Source organism: Paraburkholderia tropica (genome assembly GCF_900109265.1).
GTDB classification, from domain to species: Bacteria; Pseudomonadota; Gammaproteobacteria; order Burkholderiales; family Burkholderiaceae; genus Paraburkholderia; species Paraburkholderia tropica.
The window spans coordinates 172,251-189,773 of sequence record NZ_FNZM01000006.1; the positions used below are offsets into that span (position 1 = coordinate 172,251).

Consider the following 17,523-nt stretch of genomic DNA (forward strand, 5'->3'; position numbering starts at 1 on the left):
CGACATGCGCAAACTTTCTGTAGCACTCGTCGCGGTCGTGGTGGTGGTGGGCGGCCTGTGGGCCGGCAGCCGCTCGAAGCCCGCCGTGACCATCGACCCGCAGGCGCTCGCCGCGCCGGGCAACGCCGCACGCGGCGAATACCTCGCGCGCGCGGGCGACTGCATGGCCTGCCACACCGCCAAGGGCGGCGCGCCGTTCGCGGGCGGCGTGCCGCTCGCGACGCCGCTGGGCGCCGTGTATTCGACCAACATCACGCCGGACAAGGCGCACGGCATCGGCGACTGGAGCTTCGACGACTTCGTGCTGGCGATGCGCGAAGGCGTGACGCCGAAGGGCCGCCATCTGTATCCGGCGATGCCGTACACGTCGTATGCGAAGGTCAGCGACGCCGACCTGAAGGACCTGTACGCGTACTTCACGAACCAGGTCGCCGCCTCGCCGCAGCCGAACACGCCCGCGGACATTCCGTGGCCGCTGAACCTGCGCTGGCCGCTGGCGTACTGGAACCGCGTCTTCCACGACGACGCGCGCTTCAAGTCCGACGACGCGCACAGCGTCGAATGGAACCGCGGCGCGTACCTCGTGCAAGGCCTCGCGCACTGCGGCACCTGCCACACGCCGCGCGGCGTGGGCTTCCAGGAAGTCGACCTGAGCGGGCTGAGCGTGCGCTACCTGAGCGGCGCGAAGATCGACGGCAGCGCGCCGGTCAATCTGCGCGGCGACAAGGGCGTGGGCCTCGGCGATTGGAAGGAAGAGGACATCGTGGCGCTGCTGAAGACGGGCCGCAACGCGCACTCGGCCGTGACGGGCCCGATGGGCGAAGTGGTCGAGCACAGCACGCAGCATCTGAGCGATGCCGACCTGCACGCGATCGCGGTGTACCTGAAGAGCCTGACGCCGGCCTCGACGGACGCGGCCGCGCCTGCCTACAAGGCCGACGACGCGACGCTCACGGCGATCATGACGGGCCACGCGAACGACGTGGGCTCGCGCATCTACATCGACAGCTGCGCGGCCTGCCACCGCCAGAACGGTGAAGGCGCGGCGCGCGTGTTTCCGTCGCTGGCGAACAACCCGTCGGTGCTGGCCGAGCATCCGGATTCGCTGATCGCGGTGATTCTGGCGGGCTCGCGCCTGCCGTCGACGGCATCGGCGCCGGCGCCACTGGCGATGCCGCCGTTCGCCTGGCGCTACGACGACGACGAAGTCGCGCAACTCGCGACCTTCGTCCGATCGGCGTGGGGCAACCATGCAAGTGCGGTGAGCGCGGATGATGTGAAGCGCGTACGGGCGCAGATGGGCCTGGAAGCGAAGCGGTAAAAGAGCGGTAAAAAAAGCAGTAAACACCGGCAAACCGAGGGTTTGCCGGTGTCCCTCACAGCGCGCGCAGCGCCGCCGGATGGATGACGGCTTTGTCACTCAGTGCAAGGGTGCGAGAAGCCGGACGCGCCTACACCATTCCCCATAAACGGCAGTTTGCGGACGGCGTCACACTGGCGGTGTGAGCGGCTTTCTTTTGCCTACTTTTCTTTGCCGCTGCAAAGAAAAGTAGGTGCCGCCCCGCACAGGGGCGACGCTTGCAGACCGACAGGAAAACCAGTTCAACGCCACCCCAAGCCAAGATCCCTATAATCAAAGCGAGAAAGCAACCGCCAACCACAGCCGAGGAAACCCATGTACATCGCCATGAACCGCTTCAAAGTCGCGCTGGGATCGGAACCGGCATTTGAAGAAGTCTGGAAGAACCGCGACACGCACCTGAAGACGGTCCCGGGCTTCATAGAATTCCACCTGCTGAAGGGTCCAGCGCGCGAAGACCACACGCTGTACGCGAGCCACACGATCTGGGCGAACCATGGCGCGTTTGAAGACTGGACACGTTCGGACGCCTTCCGCGCGGCGCACCGCAATGCGGGCAACGCAAGCGAGAGTCGGCCGCTCTACCTGAGCCACCCGGAATTCGAGGGTTTCGAAGTCGTCCAGACGGTGAAGTAAGCGCGCGCGACACAACCACGCGCAACCACGCGGGACCACGTCTGCCCGCACACACGCCGCACGCGCCCCCAAAAAACCGGCTAAAAACTTCACACCCACCCGGCCAAACTTACACAAAGCGGGGCACCACCACCCCGCCGACCAGTCAAGATCCCCGCGCCCACGCGCATCCCCGGCCTCATCCCCCTTGGCCCGGACCTTGCTTCCTCTTCTCTTCGGTTGAACGACCGACCGATCGACCGCCCTCCGCCCACCAGGCAAGCGTCAGCGCCGCCCCTCCACGAGAGCCCATGAAGAAGAAGACCGCCACTGCCATCGCCGAGGGCCAGCCGTTTCCGCTCGGCGCGACCTGGACCGGACGCGGCGTCAACTTCGCGCTCTTTTCGGCGCACGCGACCAAGGTCGAACTCTGCCTCTTCGACGCGACGGGCCTGCGCGAAATCGAGCGCATCGTGCTGCCTGAATACACCGACGAGGTCTGGCACGTCTTCGTCCCGGACCTGCAACCGGGCGCGATCTACGGCTACCGCGTGCACGGTCCCTACGAACCGCAGGCCGGCCATCGCTTCAATCCGAACAAGCTGCTGCTCGATCCCTACGCGAAGGCGCACGTGGGCGCGCTCAAATGGGATCCATCCGTGTTCGGCTACACGCTCAACCATCCCGACGCCGACCTGTCCTTCGACACGCGTGACAGCGCCCGCTACGTGCCGCGCTGCCGCGTCGTCGATCAGACCTTCAGCTGGCATCACCCGCTGCGCGAGCGCGTGCCGCGCGAACGCGCGATCGTCTACGAAACGCACGTGCGCGGCTACACGATGCGCCATCCCGACGTGCCCGAGGACGAGCGCGGCACCTTCGCGGGCCTCGCGCATCCGAAGGTGCTCGAATACATCCGCGAACTCGGCGTGACGTCGGTCGAACTGATGCCGATCCAGACCTTCGTGAACGACTCGCATCTGCTCGAACGCGGCCTCACGAACTACTGGGGCTACAACACGATCGGCTTCTTCGCGCCCGATCCGCGCTATTCGGTCGGCGCGCAAGGCTCGATCGACGAGTTCAAGAACATGGTGGACCGTCTTCACCAGTCGGGGCTCGAAGTGCTGCTCGACGTGGTCTACAACCACACTGCCGAAGGCAGCGAGCTCGGGCCCACGCTGTCGTTTCGCGGCATCGACAACGCCTCGTACTATCGTCTGCTGCCCGACAATCCGCGCTATCACATCAACGACACGGGCACTGGCAACACGCTCAATCTCTCGCATCCGCGCGTCCTGCAGATGGTCACGGACAGCCTGCGTTACTGGGTGCTCGAAATGGGCGTCGACGGCTTCCGCTTCGACCTCGCGACCATCCTCGGACGCGAACCCGAAGGCTTCGACGAAGGCGGCGGCTTTCTCGACAGTTGCCGCCAGGACCCGATTCTCGCCAGCGTCAAATTGATCGCCGAGCCGTGGGACTGCGGTCCCGGCGGCTATCAGGTGGGCGGCTTCCCGCCCGGCTGGGCCGAGTGGAACGACCGCTTTCGCGACACCGTGCGCGCCTGGTGGAAAGGCGACGAAGGCAAGGCCGCCGACCTCGCCACGCGCCTCGCCGCCTCCGCCGACAAGTTCAACCGGCGCGGCCGCCGTCCGTGGTCGAGCGTCAACTTCGTGACCGCGCACGACGGCTTCACGCTGCACGATCTCGTCTCGTACAACGATCGCCACAACGAGGCCAACGGCGAAGAAAACCGCGACGGCCACGGCGACAATCTCTCGTGGAATTGCGGCGCCGAAGGCCCGACCGACGACGCCGAGATCCGCGCGCTGCGCGAGCGCCAGAAACGCAATTTCCTCGCCACGCTGCTGCTCTCGCAAGGCACGCCGATGCTGCTGGCCGGCGACGAATTCGGGCGCACGCAGCAGGGCAACAACAACGCCTACTGCCAGGACAACGCGATCAGTTGGGTCGACTGGGACGGCATCGGCGACGAAGGCCGCGCGCTCACCGACTTCGTGCGCAAGCTCACCACGCTGCGCCGCGCGCTGCCGGTCCTGCGCCGCAATCGCTTTCTCAGCGGCGAGCACAACGAGGCGCTCGGCGTCACCGACGTCGAATGGCTCTCGCCCGCGGGCGTGCCGCTCACGGACGAGCAATGGGGCGATGCGCAGATGCGCTGCTTCGGCATGCTGATCGACGGCCGTTCGCAGACCAGCGGCATCATGCGGCTCGCCTCCGACGCCACGCTCCTCATCGTGCTCAACGCCTATCACGACGTGGTCGATTTCACGCTGCCCTCGGTGCCCGGCAACGACCAGTGGAGCTGCCTCATCGACACCAACATGCCCGTGCGCGACGAATTGCCCGAATTCGAGGCCGGCGACGTCTATCAGGTCACGGGCCGCTCGCTGCTGCTGTTCGCGCTGCATGCACGCGGCGCGACCAAACGCGTGTTCGAGCGGCTCGAAGAGGACCTGACCGCATGAGCGTGAATCCGTCCACCAATCCGTCGAACAATCCGCCAACCAATCCGCCCACCGATTGCGCGCGCGAGCCGATCCACCTGCCCGGCAGCATCCAGCCCCACGGCTATCTGGCGAGTCTCGACGACGCGGGCCGCATCGCGCAGCTCAGCGCCAATTGCGGCGCGCTCGCGGGCACCACGGCCGACGCGCTGGTCGGCGCGCCGCTCGCGCGGCTCGTCGGCGAACCAGCGGCGCAGGCCGCGCGCGAAGCGCTGGCCGCGCCGGGCTCGGACGGCGCGCCGCAACTCGTCGGCACCATCGACGATCCACGCGGCGGCGAACGCGCGCCGCTCGCCGTGGTCGCGCATCGCTACGACGGCGTCGCCATCGTCGAACTCGAACCGGCGCTCGGCACCGGCGACGTGTTCTCCTCGCTCTACCCGCTCGTGCGCACCTTCCTGCACGCGCTGCAAGCGAGCCCGGGCGTCGAGGAACTCGCGCGCCTCGCCGCCGGCGAAGTCAAGCGCATCACCGGCTACGGACGCACGCTGGTATACGGTTTCGACGAAGCGGGCAACGGCCACGTGATCGCCGAAGCGCTGGCCCCCGGCTACGCCTCGTATCTCGATCAGCGCTTTCCGGCCGCCGACATTCCGGCCCAGGCGCGCGCGCTCTATGTGCAGAACCGCATCCGTCTGATCGCCGACGCCGACTACGCGAGCGTGCCGCTCGTGCCGCCGCTGCATCCGGCCACGGGCCGACCGACCGATCTCACGTGGTCGTCGCTGCGCAGCGTTTCGCCCGTGCACGTGCAGTACATGAAGAACATGGGCACCGGTTCGTCGATGTCGATGTCGATCGTGGTGCGCGGCAAACTCTGGGGCCTGATTTCCTGCCATCACGCCAGCGCGCGCCTGCCCGCCTTCGAAGTGCGCGCCGCCTGCGAGCACATCGCGCAGATGCTCTCGCTGCAGATCGAGGCGCGCGAGGACGGCGCTCAGGCCGAGTACGGTCTCGCGCTGCGCCGCCGTCTCTCGCGCCTGCTCGCGAGCATGGCCAACAGCGAGCACTTCGTGAGCGCACTCGCGGCCGAGCCGCACGAACTGCTCGCGCTCACGGGCGCGAGCGGCGCGGCCATCGTGTTCGACGGACGCATCGTCACGGTGGGCGTCACGCCCGACAAAACACAGATCGAGCAGATCCTCAACTGGCTCGACAATCAGCATGGCGACGTCTACGCGAGCGAACAACTCGCGCAGGAGACAGGCACCGCGTTTCATCACGACGCGGCGGGCATGCTCGCCGTGTCGATCTCGCGGCTCTTTCGCAATTACGTGATCTGGTTCCGTCCCGAGGTCGTGCGCGCGCTCAAGTGGGCCGGCGATCCGCGCACGAAGCTCGCGCCGTCCGGCACGGCAACGACGCCCGCGCAGGCGCTCTCGCCGCGCGCGAGCTTCGACGTCTGGACCGAGATCGTGCGCGAACGCTCGCTGCCATGGCGCGCCGCCGAAATCGAAATCGCCCGTGAATTCCGCGCCGCGCTGCTCGACATCGTGCTGCGCCGCGCCGAAGAACTCGCGCAGCTCGCGCTCGAACTGGGCCGCGCGAACGAGGAACTCGAAGGCTTCTCGTACACGGTCTCGCACGATCTGCGCGCGCCGCTGCGCCATATCGCCGGATTCGCCGATCTGCTCGCGCAAACCGAAGCCGACGCGCTCTCCACGCGCGGACGCCATTTCGTCGAGCGCATCGCGGCGTCGGCGCGTTTCGGCGGCAAGCTCGTCGACGATCTGCTCGCGTTCTCGCACATGGGGCGCGCCGCGCTGCACAAGCAAGCCGTCGATCTGAACCGGCTCGTCAAGGAACTGATCGCCGATCAGCAGCGCGAACATCCCGCGCGCGCAATCGACTGGCGCGTCGCCACGCTCTGCACGCTCACGGCCGATCCCGTGCTGCTGCACGTCGTGCTGCGCAATCTGATCGACAACGCCGTGAAGTTCACGAGCACGCGCACGGAAGACGACGCGCCCGCGCTGATCGAAATCGGCTGCGCGCCGGGCGAAGGCGATTTCGCCGATCACGACATCGTGTTCGTGCGCGACAACGGCGTGGGCTTCGACGCGCGCTATGTCGACAAGCTGTTCGGCGTGTTCCAGCGCCTGCATCGCGTCGAGGAATTCGAGGGCACGGGCATCGGACTTGCTAGTGTCAAACGGATCGTCGAACGCCACGGCGGCCGCGCGTGGGCGACGAGCGAATTGAACGTGGGCACCACGGTGTCGTTCGCGATCCCGCGCGTGGCGCTCGCGCCATCCGCACAGGGAACACACTCCGCGGAATCGGTACAAAGCGGCGCACAAAGCAGCGCCCAAAGCGGCGCGAAACGCGGAGAATCGGCGGCCGCAGCGGTCGCGCGGCTCGCGTCCGTCACGCCGGGCGCGCAACCGTTTCGCAACGTGCGCAAGCCGGACTAGCCGCGCTCATCGATCAACCTGCAACCCTGCCCTACCCAACGCGCCTAGAGGCGCCGGAGAAAGAGGATACCGTCGTGCTAAGACCCATTCTGCTCGTGGAAGACAATCCGAACGATATCGAGCTCACCCTGATCGCGCTTGAAAAAGCGCGCCTTGCGAACCCGGTGGTTGCGCTGCGCGATGGCGCGGAAGCGCTCGACTACCTGCGCCGCGAAGGTCAGTGGGCCGATCGCCTCGACGAAAACCCCGCCGTCATTCTGCTCGACAAGAAATTGCCGAAGCTCGACGGTCACGAAGTGCTGAAGGTCGTGCGCGAGAACGCGCATCTGCGGCGCATTCCGGTGGTCATGCTGACCTCGTCGCGCGAAGAAAAAGATCTGCTGCGCAGCTACGATCTGGGCGTCAACGCCTACGTGGTGAAGCCCGTGGAGTTCGACGACTTCATGGATGCGATCAACGACCTCGGCGTCTTCTGGGCCGTGCTCAACGAGCCGCCGCCTTATTCGCGCTGATCGTCGCGCTGAATTGCGCATTGACGTGCGCGCCGGTCCTCACAGATCGGAATGCTTCTTCGCGTTGCCCTTCGCTTTCTCGACCGGATAGCGCGTTTCGTTCACGCGCACCTTGTCGGCGGCCGCCTTCACGAGATCGAACCCCGCCGTGTGCGCGGTCAGCAGCAAGTAGATGAAGACGTCCGCGCATTCCTGTTCGAGATGGGCGCGCGCGGCGGGATCGGCTAGCATGGCGGCGATCTGCGCATCGTCTTTCCATTGGATGGTTTCGAGCAACTCGCCCGCTTCGATGCTGGTCGACACGATCAGATTGCGCAGCGTATGAAACTGCTGCCAGTCGCGCGCCTCGCGAAACGCGAGCACCTGCTTGATGAGCGCGTCGAGCGGCGTGGAAGTGGAATCGTTCATGTCGGTGGCGTCAGGGAGCAATGCGGTGCGGCGATTTTACCGCTGCATTCAGCGCTTTCACCGATACCGCGGCATCGTCACCACGAACGTCGCGCCCTTGCCCACACCGTCGCTATGCGCGCGAATCGAGCCGCCATGCAGGCGCACGATGCTGCGTGCGAGCCATAGTCCGAGCCCGAGTCCGGACACGCGTCCGCTGCCGGCCGCCTGATAGAAGCGTTCGAAAATGCGTTCGAGCACGTCGGCGCCGATGCCGCGCCCCGTGTCGCGCACGCAAAGCTCGGCGTGCTCGCCGTGCACGCGCACGCTCACCGTAATCTCGCCCGCCTCGGTGAACTTCAGCGCATTCGACACGAGATTCCAGATGACCTGGCGCACGCGTTTTTCATCGGCCATCACGACGCAGGAATCGAGGTCGTCGGCGACGAGGCGCACGCCTTTTTCCTCGATGCGCATGCGCATGTCCTCGGCGATATTGCCCGCGAGCGCGCCCAGATCGACGGGCGCGAGTTCGATCGACAGCTTGCCGGTGGCGATCGCGCCGCTGTCGAGCAGATCGTCGACCATCAGCGCGAGCTGACGCGCATTGCGTTCGATGACCGTACCCGCGCGCGCCATGTGCGCGACATCGGCCGAGCGTTGCAGCAGCGTCGCCCACGACTGGATCGCGCCCAGCGGCGAGCGCAGTTCGTGGCTCACGGCCGCCACGAAATGATCCATCGCGCGCGTGGCCTCTTCGCTGCGCTCGCGCGCGGCGCGCTCGGTCACGGCGGCGGCCTGATGTTCAAGCTCGGACTCCTTGCGCATCGAAATATCGAGCGCGAGCCCGATGATCGACACCGCCGCGGGCGGCGCGTTCTCCTGCTCGCTGTACTCGATGGTTTCGCTGCCGCGCGGACGCGTGGCGCGCAACAGAATCCAGCGTCGCTGCCGGTTCGGCCAGGTCACGCGGAAATCGACTTCCACGGGCGTATCGGTATGGCGCGCGGCGTCGAACGCGCTGCGCACGCGCTCGCGATGTTCCTCGTCGATCAATTCCTCGAACAGCCGCCGTTCGGTGATGGTTGCCACACCCGGCAGACCCAGCAGCGTCTTGAACTGCTCGTTGCAGGTGAATACGCCCGTGCGCGTCTGCAGTTCCCACGCGCCCACGCTCGCGAATGCCAGCGCGTGCTGAAGCTGTTCCTGCTGCATGCGCAACTGCTCGTTGGCTTCGTCCACCAGCACCTGTCGCAGGCGCGCCTGCGAGCGCAGCTTGGCGCGCTCGCGCTGCTCGCGCGCCTCCTCTTCCATGCGTTCGGTGATGTCGTGCACGCAAAGCCCGTAGAGCGCCTCGCCGCGCGCGGTGCGCATGAGCGTCGCGCGCACCTGCCAGTAGCGCGGCACGAGCGCGCCGTTGCCGCCGAGCGCGAGGTCGTAGCGGATCGGCGGGGCAAGACGGCTTTCGCCTGGCGCGCCGTCGGCGAGCAGGCTCTCGAGCCACTGGCGGCGCGCCTCGCGCTGTGCCGTGGACCCCGCCTGGTTGATCGTGTAGATCGAGCGGCCGACGATAGCTTCGCGCTCGCACGCGACGAGCGCCAGATAGGCGCGGTTGGCCGCGACGACGGTGGCCTCGGCGTCGAGGATCAGCCAGGCGTCGGGCAGCGCCTCGAAGATGTCGGCGACGTCGAGCAGCGCGCCGGTCTCCGGCGCGGCGGACGCTGTCATTGAATCGGCCACTGAATCAGCCATCGACCCGGCCATCGGCCCCGCAGCGGACTCGCGCATGATGCGTCGACGCCCGGCAGCGCTCAGGCCGCGACCACGCGCGCGGCGGGCGCGACGGTGTCCAGCGACGATGGCGGCAGCAGCGCGATGAGCCGGTCGAAAGCGGCCCGCGCACCCGCGCAGGCGCGGTCGACCGCGACGGGCGTATGCACTTCGCGCCGCATGGCCGCCACGAAGGCGTGCCAGCGCGGACCGGGCGCGTTGCCGTCGCCGCTCAGATAGTCGAGCGGATGCGGCGCGAAGGCCGGCGCGTGCTTGCGCAGCAGCACCGCGCCGCCCAGTTGCGAGCCTTCGATCACGTAACACGCGCCCCAGCGCCACGCGGCGTCGGCGGCGAGCGCGGCGGATACCGCCGATACGACGGGCGGCACGGCGCGCACGCCGGATTGCGCGTGAACGCGGGCTTCGGCGAGTTCGTCGGTCGTGTCCTGCGGACGCAGCGCCGGATGTGCGAGGTCGCGCTCGATCAGCGTCAGACGCGCGATTTGCGGCAGGCTCGCGGCGTCCTGCGGGCCGTCGGCGAAACGCTGCAGCCACGCTTCGAGCGGCGCGAGCCAGTCGCGCAGCACTTCGAGGTGCAGACGGTAATGGGCGAGCGAGGGCGCGCCCACGGCGAGCGGCATCGCCCGCTCGACGGCCTCGTGGCGCGCGGCGGTTGCGAGGCGCAGAGCGCCGAGGACATCGACGAACGAGGATTCGGTGGCGGATCGGATAGCGGTCACGGTCGGGTCCTGATAAGCGAGACAAGCAAAACAAGCACAACAACGGCCAAGCATGATGACATTCGGGCGATGATCGCCGGCGGCATCGGTCTGCATTGGGGTCTGCATCATACCGGCGCGACGCGGCCTTGCGTGTCTGGCGCGCCCCAATTATCGCGCTGCCGGCACGATCGTGCGTGGACGCACGCAAGCGCGTCAGCAGATCGTCGGTGGGGAGATGCGCAGGTTTTGTGCCCGGGCGGGCGCAGCGTGAAGGCGTGTGAAAGACAGGCGACAGGGGAACATGCGCGAAGATCGTCGCGCGACGCGACTCGAAACGACGAAAGCGGAAACTACGAAAGCGACACCACCGGCGAGCGTCCGGCTTCGCCGCCCGCTTCCGCCACCGGCGCGCAGCCGAGCCGCCAGGTATTGCGCCCGGCGCGCTTGGCCTCGTACATCGCCGTATCGGCGATCGCGAGCAGATCGGCGGCCGCCACGCTCGCATCGTGGATCGCCACGCCCACGCTCGCGCTGGCCTCCACCCGCATGCCGCCCGTCACGAACGGCCGGGCGAGCGCGCCGCAGATCGCCTGCGCGATGCGCCCGGCGTCGCGCGCGTCGGCCACGCCGCGGCTCACCACCACGAATTCGTCGCCGCCGAGACGGCTCACGAAATCGCCCGCGCGCACAGTCGCGCCCAGCCGCTGCGCGGCCTCGCGCAACAGCGCGTCGCCGGCATCGTGGCCGTGACGATCGTTGATGCCCTTCAGGCCGTCGAGATCGACGAAAAACACCGCGAAGCAGCACGTTCCCGCGTGCGTGGCCGCCAGTTCCTCATCGAGCGCGCGACGGTTCGCGAGCCCCGTGAGCGCATCGACCAGCGCGCGCTCGCGCAGATGCTGCTCGGTGCGGCGCTGCTCCGTCACGTCGTGCGACATCACGTAAAAACCCGTCACCACGCCGTCGCGCTTCGCCGGAATATAGGTCGTGCACCAGACGCGTTCCTCGTCCTCGCGATACCGCACCTCGCTGCACGTCACGCGTTCGCCCGCGAGCGCACGCGAGAAGTATGGCTGCAACTGCGCGAGCACGTCGGGCCGCAGCGTTTGCGCCACGTTCGCCCCCACCTCGCCCGGCGCGCGCGGCCCGAGCACGCGCTTGAACGTCTCGTTGTAGAAGCGATAACGCAGTTCGCGGTCCACCACGGCGATCAGCACGGGCAGATTGTCGGTGATGGTCTGCAGCGCGTCGCGGCTGCGGCGCAGTTCGGCGGTGCGTTCGCGCACGCGTTCCTCGAGTTCCGCGTGATAGTTGCGCAGCGCTTCCTCGCTGCGCTTGCGGCTGTCGATGTCCTGCACGGCGGCGATGAAATGCGCGGGCACGCCCGCCGCGTCGCGCAGCAGCGTGACGGCGAGATTCACCCAGATCGCCGTGCCGTCGGGACGCACGTAACGCTTTTCGGTCGTATAGGTCGACTGCTTGCCCGCGAGCAATTCGGACGCGAGCGCCACGTCGGCGGCCACGTCGGCGGGATGCGTGACGTCGGCGAAGGTGAGCTTGCGCAGCGATGCCTCGTCGTAGCCCGTGATCTCCGAAAAGGTCTGGTTGACGTCGAGAAAGCGGCCGTCGAGCGCGACCAGCGCGTTGCCGATCGGCGTTTCCCGGAACACGGTCGTGAAGCGCGCCTCGCTGATCGCGAGCGAGCGGCGGTCGCGTTCGTGCGCCGTGCGCGAGCGGATCAGCTTGCGACGCACTTCGAGTTCGCGCTCGACGAGCTGCGCGTAGTCGGCGAGCGTTTCCACCTCCGCGATGTCGAACGCGCGCGGCGCGCTGTCGATCAGACAGAGCGTGCCGACCACCTGGCCATCGGCGAGACGCAGCGGCGCGCCCGCATAGAAGCGGATATGCGGCGCGCCCAGCACGAGCGGATTGTCGAGAAAGCGCTCGTCGTCGAGCGCGTCCTCGACCACGAGCGGACGCTTGCTCAATACCGCGTGCGCGCAGAACGACATGCTGCGCGGCGTTTCGCAGGCGGCGATGCCGTAATGCGACTTGAACCACTGGCGGTCTTCGTCGACCAGCGAGACCAGCACGATCGGCACGCGAAACGCCCGCGCGGCGAGGCGCGCGATGCGGTCGAACGCCTCCTCCGGTTCGGAGTCGAGAATATCGAGCCGTTGCAGCGCGCGCAGGCGGACGTCCTCGTCGAGCGGAAGCGGAGCAGTGATCATGTCGGTGTCTCGCAGTGGCGAACGCGTCACGCGCGACGCCTCGGTCGGTTCTCGATACACGTTAACGGCAAGCGCGCGCTAAACCTGACCCCAGCGCTGACACCGGCGCGCGACGTCTCGCTCTCCCCTACTTTTCCCGGTAAATACTGAATAAAAAGCGCACGCCCGTGCGATGAAAATACCGCTGCGGGTTCGGGCGGAGATGCGGGTATCTCCGCATCAAGCGCGGCGCGTGGCAGCGAAGCCAATCGCGCGATATCGCTCCATTCATCGGCGTTCGGCAATTTATTTCCATTGATACGGATACCTGATTAATTATCCGACTCCTGATGATCGATCCCCCGAAAAAAAACTCACAGGACGACTTCAGCAACGTGCGGCGCCGCCGTAAAAATGGCCAAGCTTCATGTTCGCGTAATCATCATGAGATCACTCACTCAGGCTGCAAAATTTACTTCGCCCGCTTCGTGGGCCAGCGCCGCGCGCCTCGCGGGCAGCCGCACCTCGGCGGCCCGTGCGAGCGCCGCGCCGCGCGCACGCCGCGCCGCTGCATGGCGCGGCCACGGCATTGGCGCCGCCACCAATTTCGCCACGCGTCGTCTGCTTGCGCGTCAGCGCACCTGCCGCGCTTGAGGATCATCGAGACGAACGCCTATGGATCACACCATGAAGCCCGCGTCCCGAGCGCCTCAGGCGCGCGATGCCTGGTCGCTGCGTAGCGCGACCGCCGCGTTGCGCCGCTCGATCCGCACGCGCACGAAGCTGCACATCGGCATCTTCATCGTGCTGTTCGCGGCGCAAACGCTGTTGCTCACGAGCCAGTTGCTCGCCGTGAACCATGCGCTCGAACATGCCGAACATGCCGAACAGGAACCGGCCGCACACGCGTTCCAGGATCGTTACGCGGATCGCAACAGCGATGAACTCGGCGAACGCAACGAACGCCCCGCGCACGCGCTCGACAACGTGCAGGCCGTGCCCGCGCGCCTCGTGCTGATCGACCGCCAGGGCCTGCGCGAAACGGACTTGCGCAACCTGCGCGACGACAGCCTGCAAACGGCCGGCGACGAACGTGCGCTCGGCGTTCACGATGCGGCTCGCCACGCGCGCCAGCTCGTCAAGCGCACGCTCGAAGCCGCGCTCGCGATCGCCTGTCTCACGCTGCTGCTCGGCGTCGCACTGTTCCGCCATGTCGAGCGCACGATGCTGCAGCCGCTGCTCGCGATCACCGATTCGCTCGTGCGGCTCGCGCGCGGCGAAGAAATTCACACGCTGCCCGACCTCGAACGCACCGACGAAATCGGCGCGATGGCCAAGGCTTTCGACGCACTCTGCGCCAGGTCGCGCGAACTCAAGGACGCGCACGAAGCCACGCGCGCCGCCGAGGCGCACGCCCAGGCGCTCGCGCGCCACGACCCGCTCACCGGCTTGCCCAACCGCCGCCTGCTCGCGGCGGAAATGGGCGCGGCATTCGAACAGGCGCGCCGTCGCGGCAGCGGCTATCTGGTGATCGTGATCGACCTCGACCGCTTCAAGCCCGTGAACGACCTGTACGGCCACGCGGCCGGCGACGCCGTGCTCTGCGAAATCGCCGCGCGTCTGCGCCGCAACGTGCGCGAGCGCGATACCGTCGCGCGTCTCGGCGGCGACGAATTCGCGGTGCTCGCCCTCGCCCCGCACGACGAACAGGCCGACGTCGCGCGCGAACTCGCGCAACGTCTGCTGGCCGCCGTGCGCGCGCCCATCGACGTGGACGGCGCGCGTCTGAACGTGGATGCGAGCATCGGCATCGCGTGCTGCCCGCGCGACGGCGAAGATGCCGACGACCTGCTGCGCGCCGCCGACATCGCCATGTACCGCGCCAAATGCGAAGGCAAAGGCACGTATCGTTTCTTCGAACAAAAGATGGACGACGAACTGCGCGAGCAGGCCACACTCGAATCGGACGTACGCCGCGCCCTCGCGGGCGGCGAGATCCGTCCGTACTATCAACCGCTCGTGCGTCTCGCCGACGGCCAGACCGCCGGCTTCGAAATTCTCGCGCGCTGGCATCACGCCGAACGCGGCTGGGTGCCGCCCGATCTGTTCGTCCCCTTGATCGAGCAGATGGGCATCGCGCCCGTGTTCATGGCGGCGATCCTGCGCCGCGCCTGCCGCGACGCGCTGCGCTGGCCCGAGCGCTATCGCCTCGCTTTCAACATCTCGCCCGCGCAGTTCAAGGACGAACAACTGGTGTCGCTGCTGCTGCCGATTCTCGCCGACGAAGGCTTTCCGCCCGAGCGTCTGGAGATCGAGATCACCGAGTCGGCGCTGATGTGCGACTTCGATATCGCGCGCGCCGTGCTCGCGCAATTTCGCGGCGCGGGGCTGAGCATGTCGCTCGACGACTTCGGCACCGGTTATTCGAGCCTGCAGCATCTGCACGAACTGCATTTCGACAAGCTCAAAATCGACCGCTCGTTCGTGCTCTCGATGGCGACGTGCAGCGAAAGCGCGAAGATCGTCGACGCCATCGTCGCGCTGGCCTCGAATCTCGGCATGGCCACCGTGGCTGAGGGCGTCGAAACCCGGGAACTCGCTCGCATGCTGCGTCTGAAGGGCTGCGAGTACGCACAGGGCTATTACTTCGGCAAGGCAATGGCCGCGCGGGACATCGACGCGCTGCTCAACGTGGACCGCGCCAACGCGCTCGCGCAAGACGCCGCGTAGACGTTGCGCAGGCGTCGCGCGCGGCCGTCGGGTCCGTTTCAACACTCAAGGAAGCAAGGGAAACATCATGTTTGTCGCAATCGGCTGGATCGTGGTCCTCGGATCGGTGATCGGGAGCTTCGTCGGCGTGGGCGGCCATTTGCCCGCGCTCGTGCAACCGTTCGAACTCCTGTGTATTTTCGGCGCGGCGATGGGTGCGTTCGTGGTGAGCAACCCCAAGTCCACGCTCGGCAAGACCATCAAGGCGCTGCCCACCTGTTTCAAGGGCGGCGGCTATACCAAGGCGCAGTATCTCGAACTGATCGCCCTGCTCTACGAACTGCTGCAAAAGGCCCGCAAGGAAGGGATGATGGCGCTCGAAGCGGATATCGAAGCGCCCGAGAACAGCCCGATTTTCCAGAAGTACGCGCGCGTGCTGGCCGATCATCATCTGCTCGATTTCATCGTCGACTATCTGCGCATGATGTCGGGCGGCAACGTGAACCCGATGGAAATGCAGGACCTGATGGACGAGGAACTCGACACGCACCACGCCGAAGTCTCGGTCGCGCCCAACGCGATCCAGAAGATGGCGGACGGCCTGCCCGCCTTCGGCATCGTGGCCGCCGTGATGGGCGTCGTGCACACGATGGGTTCGGTTGGCCAGCCGCCCGCCGTGCTCGGCGAGATGATCGCGGGCGCGCTCGTGGGTACCTTCCTCGGCATTCTGCTGGCCTACGGTTTCGTGGGCCCGATCGCCGATCTGCTCAACGCCAAGGGCCGCGCCGCCACCAAGCCGTTTCAGTGCGTGAAGGCCGTGCTGCTCGCCTCGCTCGCGGGCTATGCGCCGCCGGTGGCCGTGGAATTCGGCCGCAAGGTGCTGTTCACCGCCGACCGTCCGAGCTTCAAGGAACTCGACGAAACCGTGCGCGCCACCAAGACGCCGAAGCCCGCGTAAGCGCGGCGCACCGGCACACCGCAACACCGGGGAGAACACGACATGTCGCAAAGACAGCGCGCCGCGCAAGACAGCGAGAGCAGCAAACCCGCGCCCGTGATACGCCGCGTGAAGAAAGGCGGCGCCCACGACGCGCATCACGGCGGCGCGTGGAAGATCGCCTATGCCGACTTCGTGACGGCGATGATGGCCTTCTTCCTGCTGATGTGGCTGCTCGGCTCCACTTCGCAGTACGACCGCGACGGCATCGAAAAGTACTTCAACACGCCGCTGTCGAGCATGCTCGGCGGCAAGCCGAATTCGGCCAATCCGAGCCCGAGCATCATCAACGGCGGTGGCCACGATTTGTCGAACAAGCTGCCCGCCGTGGGCGGCGCGAAAGCCCAGCCGCCACAGACGCGCGCGGTGCCGGTGGCGCTCGCGCCCGCCGACGCCGCCGACAAGGCACGTCTTCAGCAACTGAAGGCGAAACTCTCGGCACTGATCGAGCAAAAGCCCGCGCTGAGCGCATTCAAAGACCAGATCCGCGTGACGATCACCGACGAAGGGCTGCGCATCGAGCTCGTCGATTCGCTCAAGCGCCCGATGTTCGCCACCGGCAGCGCGAAGCTCGAAGACTACGCGTACGCGATCCTCGTCGAGATCGGCAGCGCGCTCAACGACACGGCAAGCGGCGTGTCGATCGCGGGCCATACCGATTCGGTCCCGTATTCGGGCGGCCTCGCGGGCTACTCGAACTGGGAGTTGTCGAGCGAACGCGCGAACGCGGCGCGGCGCGCGCTGGTGGCCGGTCATCTGGCCGAGGACCGTCTGCTGCAGGTGCGCGGACTCGCCGACGTGCTGCCGCTCGACAAAGGCAGCACGGACAGTCCGCTGAACCGCCGCATCAGCATCCTCGTGATGAATCAGGCCGCCGAGCGCGCGTTCTTCGAAGATGCGCACCGCTACAACGTGGCGGGGCAAAAAGCGGGGACGGCGTCGTAGCGGGCGAGCGCGGTGTGAGTGTGAGTGTGAGTGTGAGTGTGAGTGTGAGTGTGAGTGTGAGTGTGAGTGTGAGTGTGAGTGTGAGCGCGCTCGGCGGGCGCGGACTTTGCGCTGCGAAAGCGTCCACTTCGATGGGAGCGACACCATGACTGCAACCGATCCGCGTAATCCGCAACCCGACGATCCGCGCCACCCCGCGCCCGCCCAGCACAACGACAACGCGCACAGCAAGATGCCCAAGCGCGACGACCGCGACCGCAAGCAGTCGCCCGCCGATCGCCCCGGCAAGCATCCGGGCGAAGGCGAGCCGTCGGTGAGTTGAACGAGGTGCTCAATCCTGCCCTGAAGCGA

Annotated in this window: 14 protein-coding genes; 10 read left to right on the top strand and 4 right to left on the bottom strand. The window is 67.1% G+C overall.

What is annotated here, in order from left to right; all coding sequences use genetic code 11:
- Positions 1 to 4: 4 nt before the first annotated feature.
- The 5 genes from BMY06_RS11505 (at position 5) to BMY06_RS11525 (ending at position 7,432) form a co-directional block, all read left to right on the top strand.
- On the top strand, positions 5 to 1,321 hold the full coding sequence (locus tag BMY06_RS11505; protein WP_074983192.1) for a c-type cytochrome: 1,317 nt from the start codon (positions 5 to 7) through the stop codon (positions 1,319 to 1,321).
- A 354-nt stretch (positions 1,322 to 1,675) separates the two neighbouring features.
- Positions 1,676 to 1,996 (top strand): heme-degrading protein HmuQ, encoded by a 321-nt coding sequence (gene hmuQ, locus BMY06_RS11510; protein ID WP_065063965.1) that lies wholly within the window; start codon positions 1,676 to 1,678, stop codon positions 1,994 to 1,996.
- Positions 1,997 to 2,286: 290 nt separating this feature from the next.
- Positions 2,287 to 4,467 carry a glycogen debranching protein GlgX gene (glgX, locus tag BMY06_RS11515; protein ID WP_074983194.1) on the top strand — a complete coding sequence of 727 codons (2,181 nt, stop codon included), beginning with the start codon at positions 2,287 to 2,289 and terminating at the stop codon, positions 4,465 to 4,467.
- A complete protein-coding gene (locus BMY06_RS11520; RefSeq protein ID WP_074983196.1) occupies positions 4,464 to 6,920 on the top strand; it encodes an ATP-binding protein in 2,457 nt (818 codons plus the stop codon). Before glgX ends, BMY06_RS11520 begins: the two co-directional genes overlap by 4 nt.
- Before the next feature lie 74 nt (positions 6,921 to 6,994).
- Positions 6,995 to 7,432, top strand: coding sequence for a response regulator (locus BMY06_RS11525; protein WP_065063961.1), 438 nt, complete (start codon positions 6,995 to 6,997; stop codon positions 7,430 to 7,432).
- A 39-nt stretch (positions 7,433 to 7,471) separates the two neighbouring features.
- Here the strand turns inward: BMY06_RS11525 and BMY06_RS11530 are convergent, their stop codons facing one another.
- From BMY06_RS11530 to BMY06_RS11545, 4 genes are all read right to left on the bottom strand, one after another.
- Positions 7,472 to 7,840, bottom strand: a complete 369-nt coding sequence (locus tag BMY06_RS11530) for a nucleotide pyrophosphohydrolase (RefSeq protein ID WP_065063959.1) — start codon at positions 7,838 to 7,840, stop codon at positions 7,472 to 7,474.
- 57 nt (positions 7,841 to 7,897) lie between these two features.
- Entirely contained in the window at positions 7,898 to 9,547 is a 1,650-nt protein-coding gene (locus BMY06_RS11535) for a sensor histidine kinase (RefSeq protein WP_074983199.1), read from the bottom strand.
- 83 nt (positions 9,548 to 9,630) lie between these two features.
- Positions 9,631 to 10,329: a biliverdin-producing heme oxygenase gene (locus tag BMY06_RS11540; RefSeq protein WP_244144351.1), complete on the bottom strand. Its 699-nt coding sequence runs from the start codon at positions 10,327 to 10,329 to the stop codon at positions 9,631 to 9,633.
- A gap of 332 nt (positions 10,330 to 10,661) precedes the next feature.
- A complete protein-coding gene (locus BMY06_RS11545; protein WP_080180253.1) occupies positions 10,662 to 12,542 on the bottom strand; it encodes a sensor domain-containing diguanylate cyclase in 1,881 nt (626 codons plus the stop codon).
- Positions 12,543 to 12,965: 423 nt separating this feature from the next.
- Here BMY06_RS11545 and BMY06_RS38590 point away from each other — a divergent pair, with 423 nt between their 5' ends.
- The 5 genes from BMY06_RS38590 (at position 12,966) to BMY06_RS39580 (ending at position 17,494) form a co-directional block, all read left to right on the top strand.
- Complete coding sequence (locus BMY06_RS38590; protein WP_124263149.1) at positions 12,966 to 13,175, top strand: hypothetical protein; 210 nt, start codon at positions 12,966 to 12,968, stop codon at positions 13,173 to 13,175.
- Between the two features lie 33 nt (positions 13,176 to 13,208).
- On the top strand, positions 13,209 to 15,251 hold the full coding sequence (locus tag BMY06_RS11550) for a putative bifunctional diguanylate cyclase/phosphodiesterase (RefSeq protein ID WP_161495539.1): 2,043 nt from the start codon (positions 13,209 to 13,211) through the stop codon (positions 15,249 to 15,251).
- A 67-nt stretch (positions 15,252 to 15,318) separates the two neighbouring features.
- A complete protein-coding gene (gene motA / locus BMY06_RS11555) occupies positions 15,319 to 16,188 on the top strand; it encodes a flagellar motor stator protein MotA (RefSeq protein WP_074983204.1) in 870 nt (289 codons plus the stop codon).
- 42 nt (positions 16,189 to 16,230) lie between these two features.
- Entirely contained in the window at positions 16,231 to 17,172 is a 942-nt protein-coding gene (motB, locus tag BMY06_RS11560) for a flagellar motor protein MotB (RefSeq protein WP_074983206.1), read from the top strand.
- A gap of 145 nt (positions 17,173 to 17,317) precedes the next feature.
- Positions 17,318 to 17,494 carry a hypothetical protein gene (locus BMY06_RS39580; RefSeq protein WP_167371407.1) on the top strand — a complete coding sequence of 59 codons (177 nt, stop codon included), beginning with the start codon at positions 17,318 to 17,320 and terminating at the stop codon, positions 17,492 to 17,494.
- Positions 17,495 to 17,523 lie beyond the last annotated feature (29 nt).

Bases quoted from the DNA above. Each gene is read 5' to 3' on its own strand.
- BMY06_RS39580 (WP_167371407.1), top strand. From the start codon at position 17,318: ATGACTGCAACCGATCCGCGTAATCCGCAACCCGACGATCCGCGCCAC.
- BMY06_RS11550 (WP_161495539.1), top strand. From the start codon at position 13,209: ATGAAGCCCGCGTCCCGAGCGCCTCAGGCGCGCGATGCCTGGTCGCTG.
- BMY06_RS11535 (WP_074983199.1), bottom strand. From the start codon at position 9,547: ATGACAGCGTCCGCCGCGCCGGAGACCGGCGCGCTGCTCGACGTCGCC.
- glgX (WP_074983194.1), top strand. From the start codon at position 2,287: ATGAAGAAGAAGACCGCCACTGCCATCGCCGAGGGCCAGCCGTTTCCG.
- BMY06_RS11505 (WP_074983192.1), top strand. From the start codon at position 5: ATGCGCAAACTTTCTGTAGCACTCGTCGCGGTCGTGGTGGTGGTGGGC.
- motB (WP_074983206.1), top strand. From the start codon at position 16,231: ATGTCGCAAAGACAGCGCGCCGCGCAAGACAGCGAGAGCAGCAAACCC.
- BMY06_RS11520 (WP_074983196.1), top strand. From the start codon at position 4,464: ATGAGCGTGAATCCGTCCACCAATCCGTCGAACAATCCGCCAACCAAT.
- BMY06_RS11545 (WP_080180253.1), bottom strand. From the start codon at position 12,542: ATGATCACTGCTCCGCTTCCGCTCGACGAGGACGTCCGCCTGCGCGCG.
- BMY06_RS11530 (WP_065063959.1), bottom strand. From the start codon at position 7,840: ATGAACGATTCCACTTCCACGCCGCTCGACGCGCTCATCAAGCAGGTG.
- hmuQ (WP_065063965.1), top strand. From the start codon at position 1,676: ATGTACATCGCCATGAACCGCTTCAAAGTCGCGCTGGGATCGGAACCG.
- BMY06_RS38590 (WP_124263149.1), top strand. From the start codon at position 12,966: ATGAGATCACTCACTCAGGCTGCAAAATTTACTTCGCCCGCTTCGTGG.
- motA (WP_074983204.1), top strand. From the start codon at position 15,319: ATGTTTGTCGCAATCGGCTGGATCGTGGTCCTCGGATCGGTGATCGGG.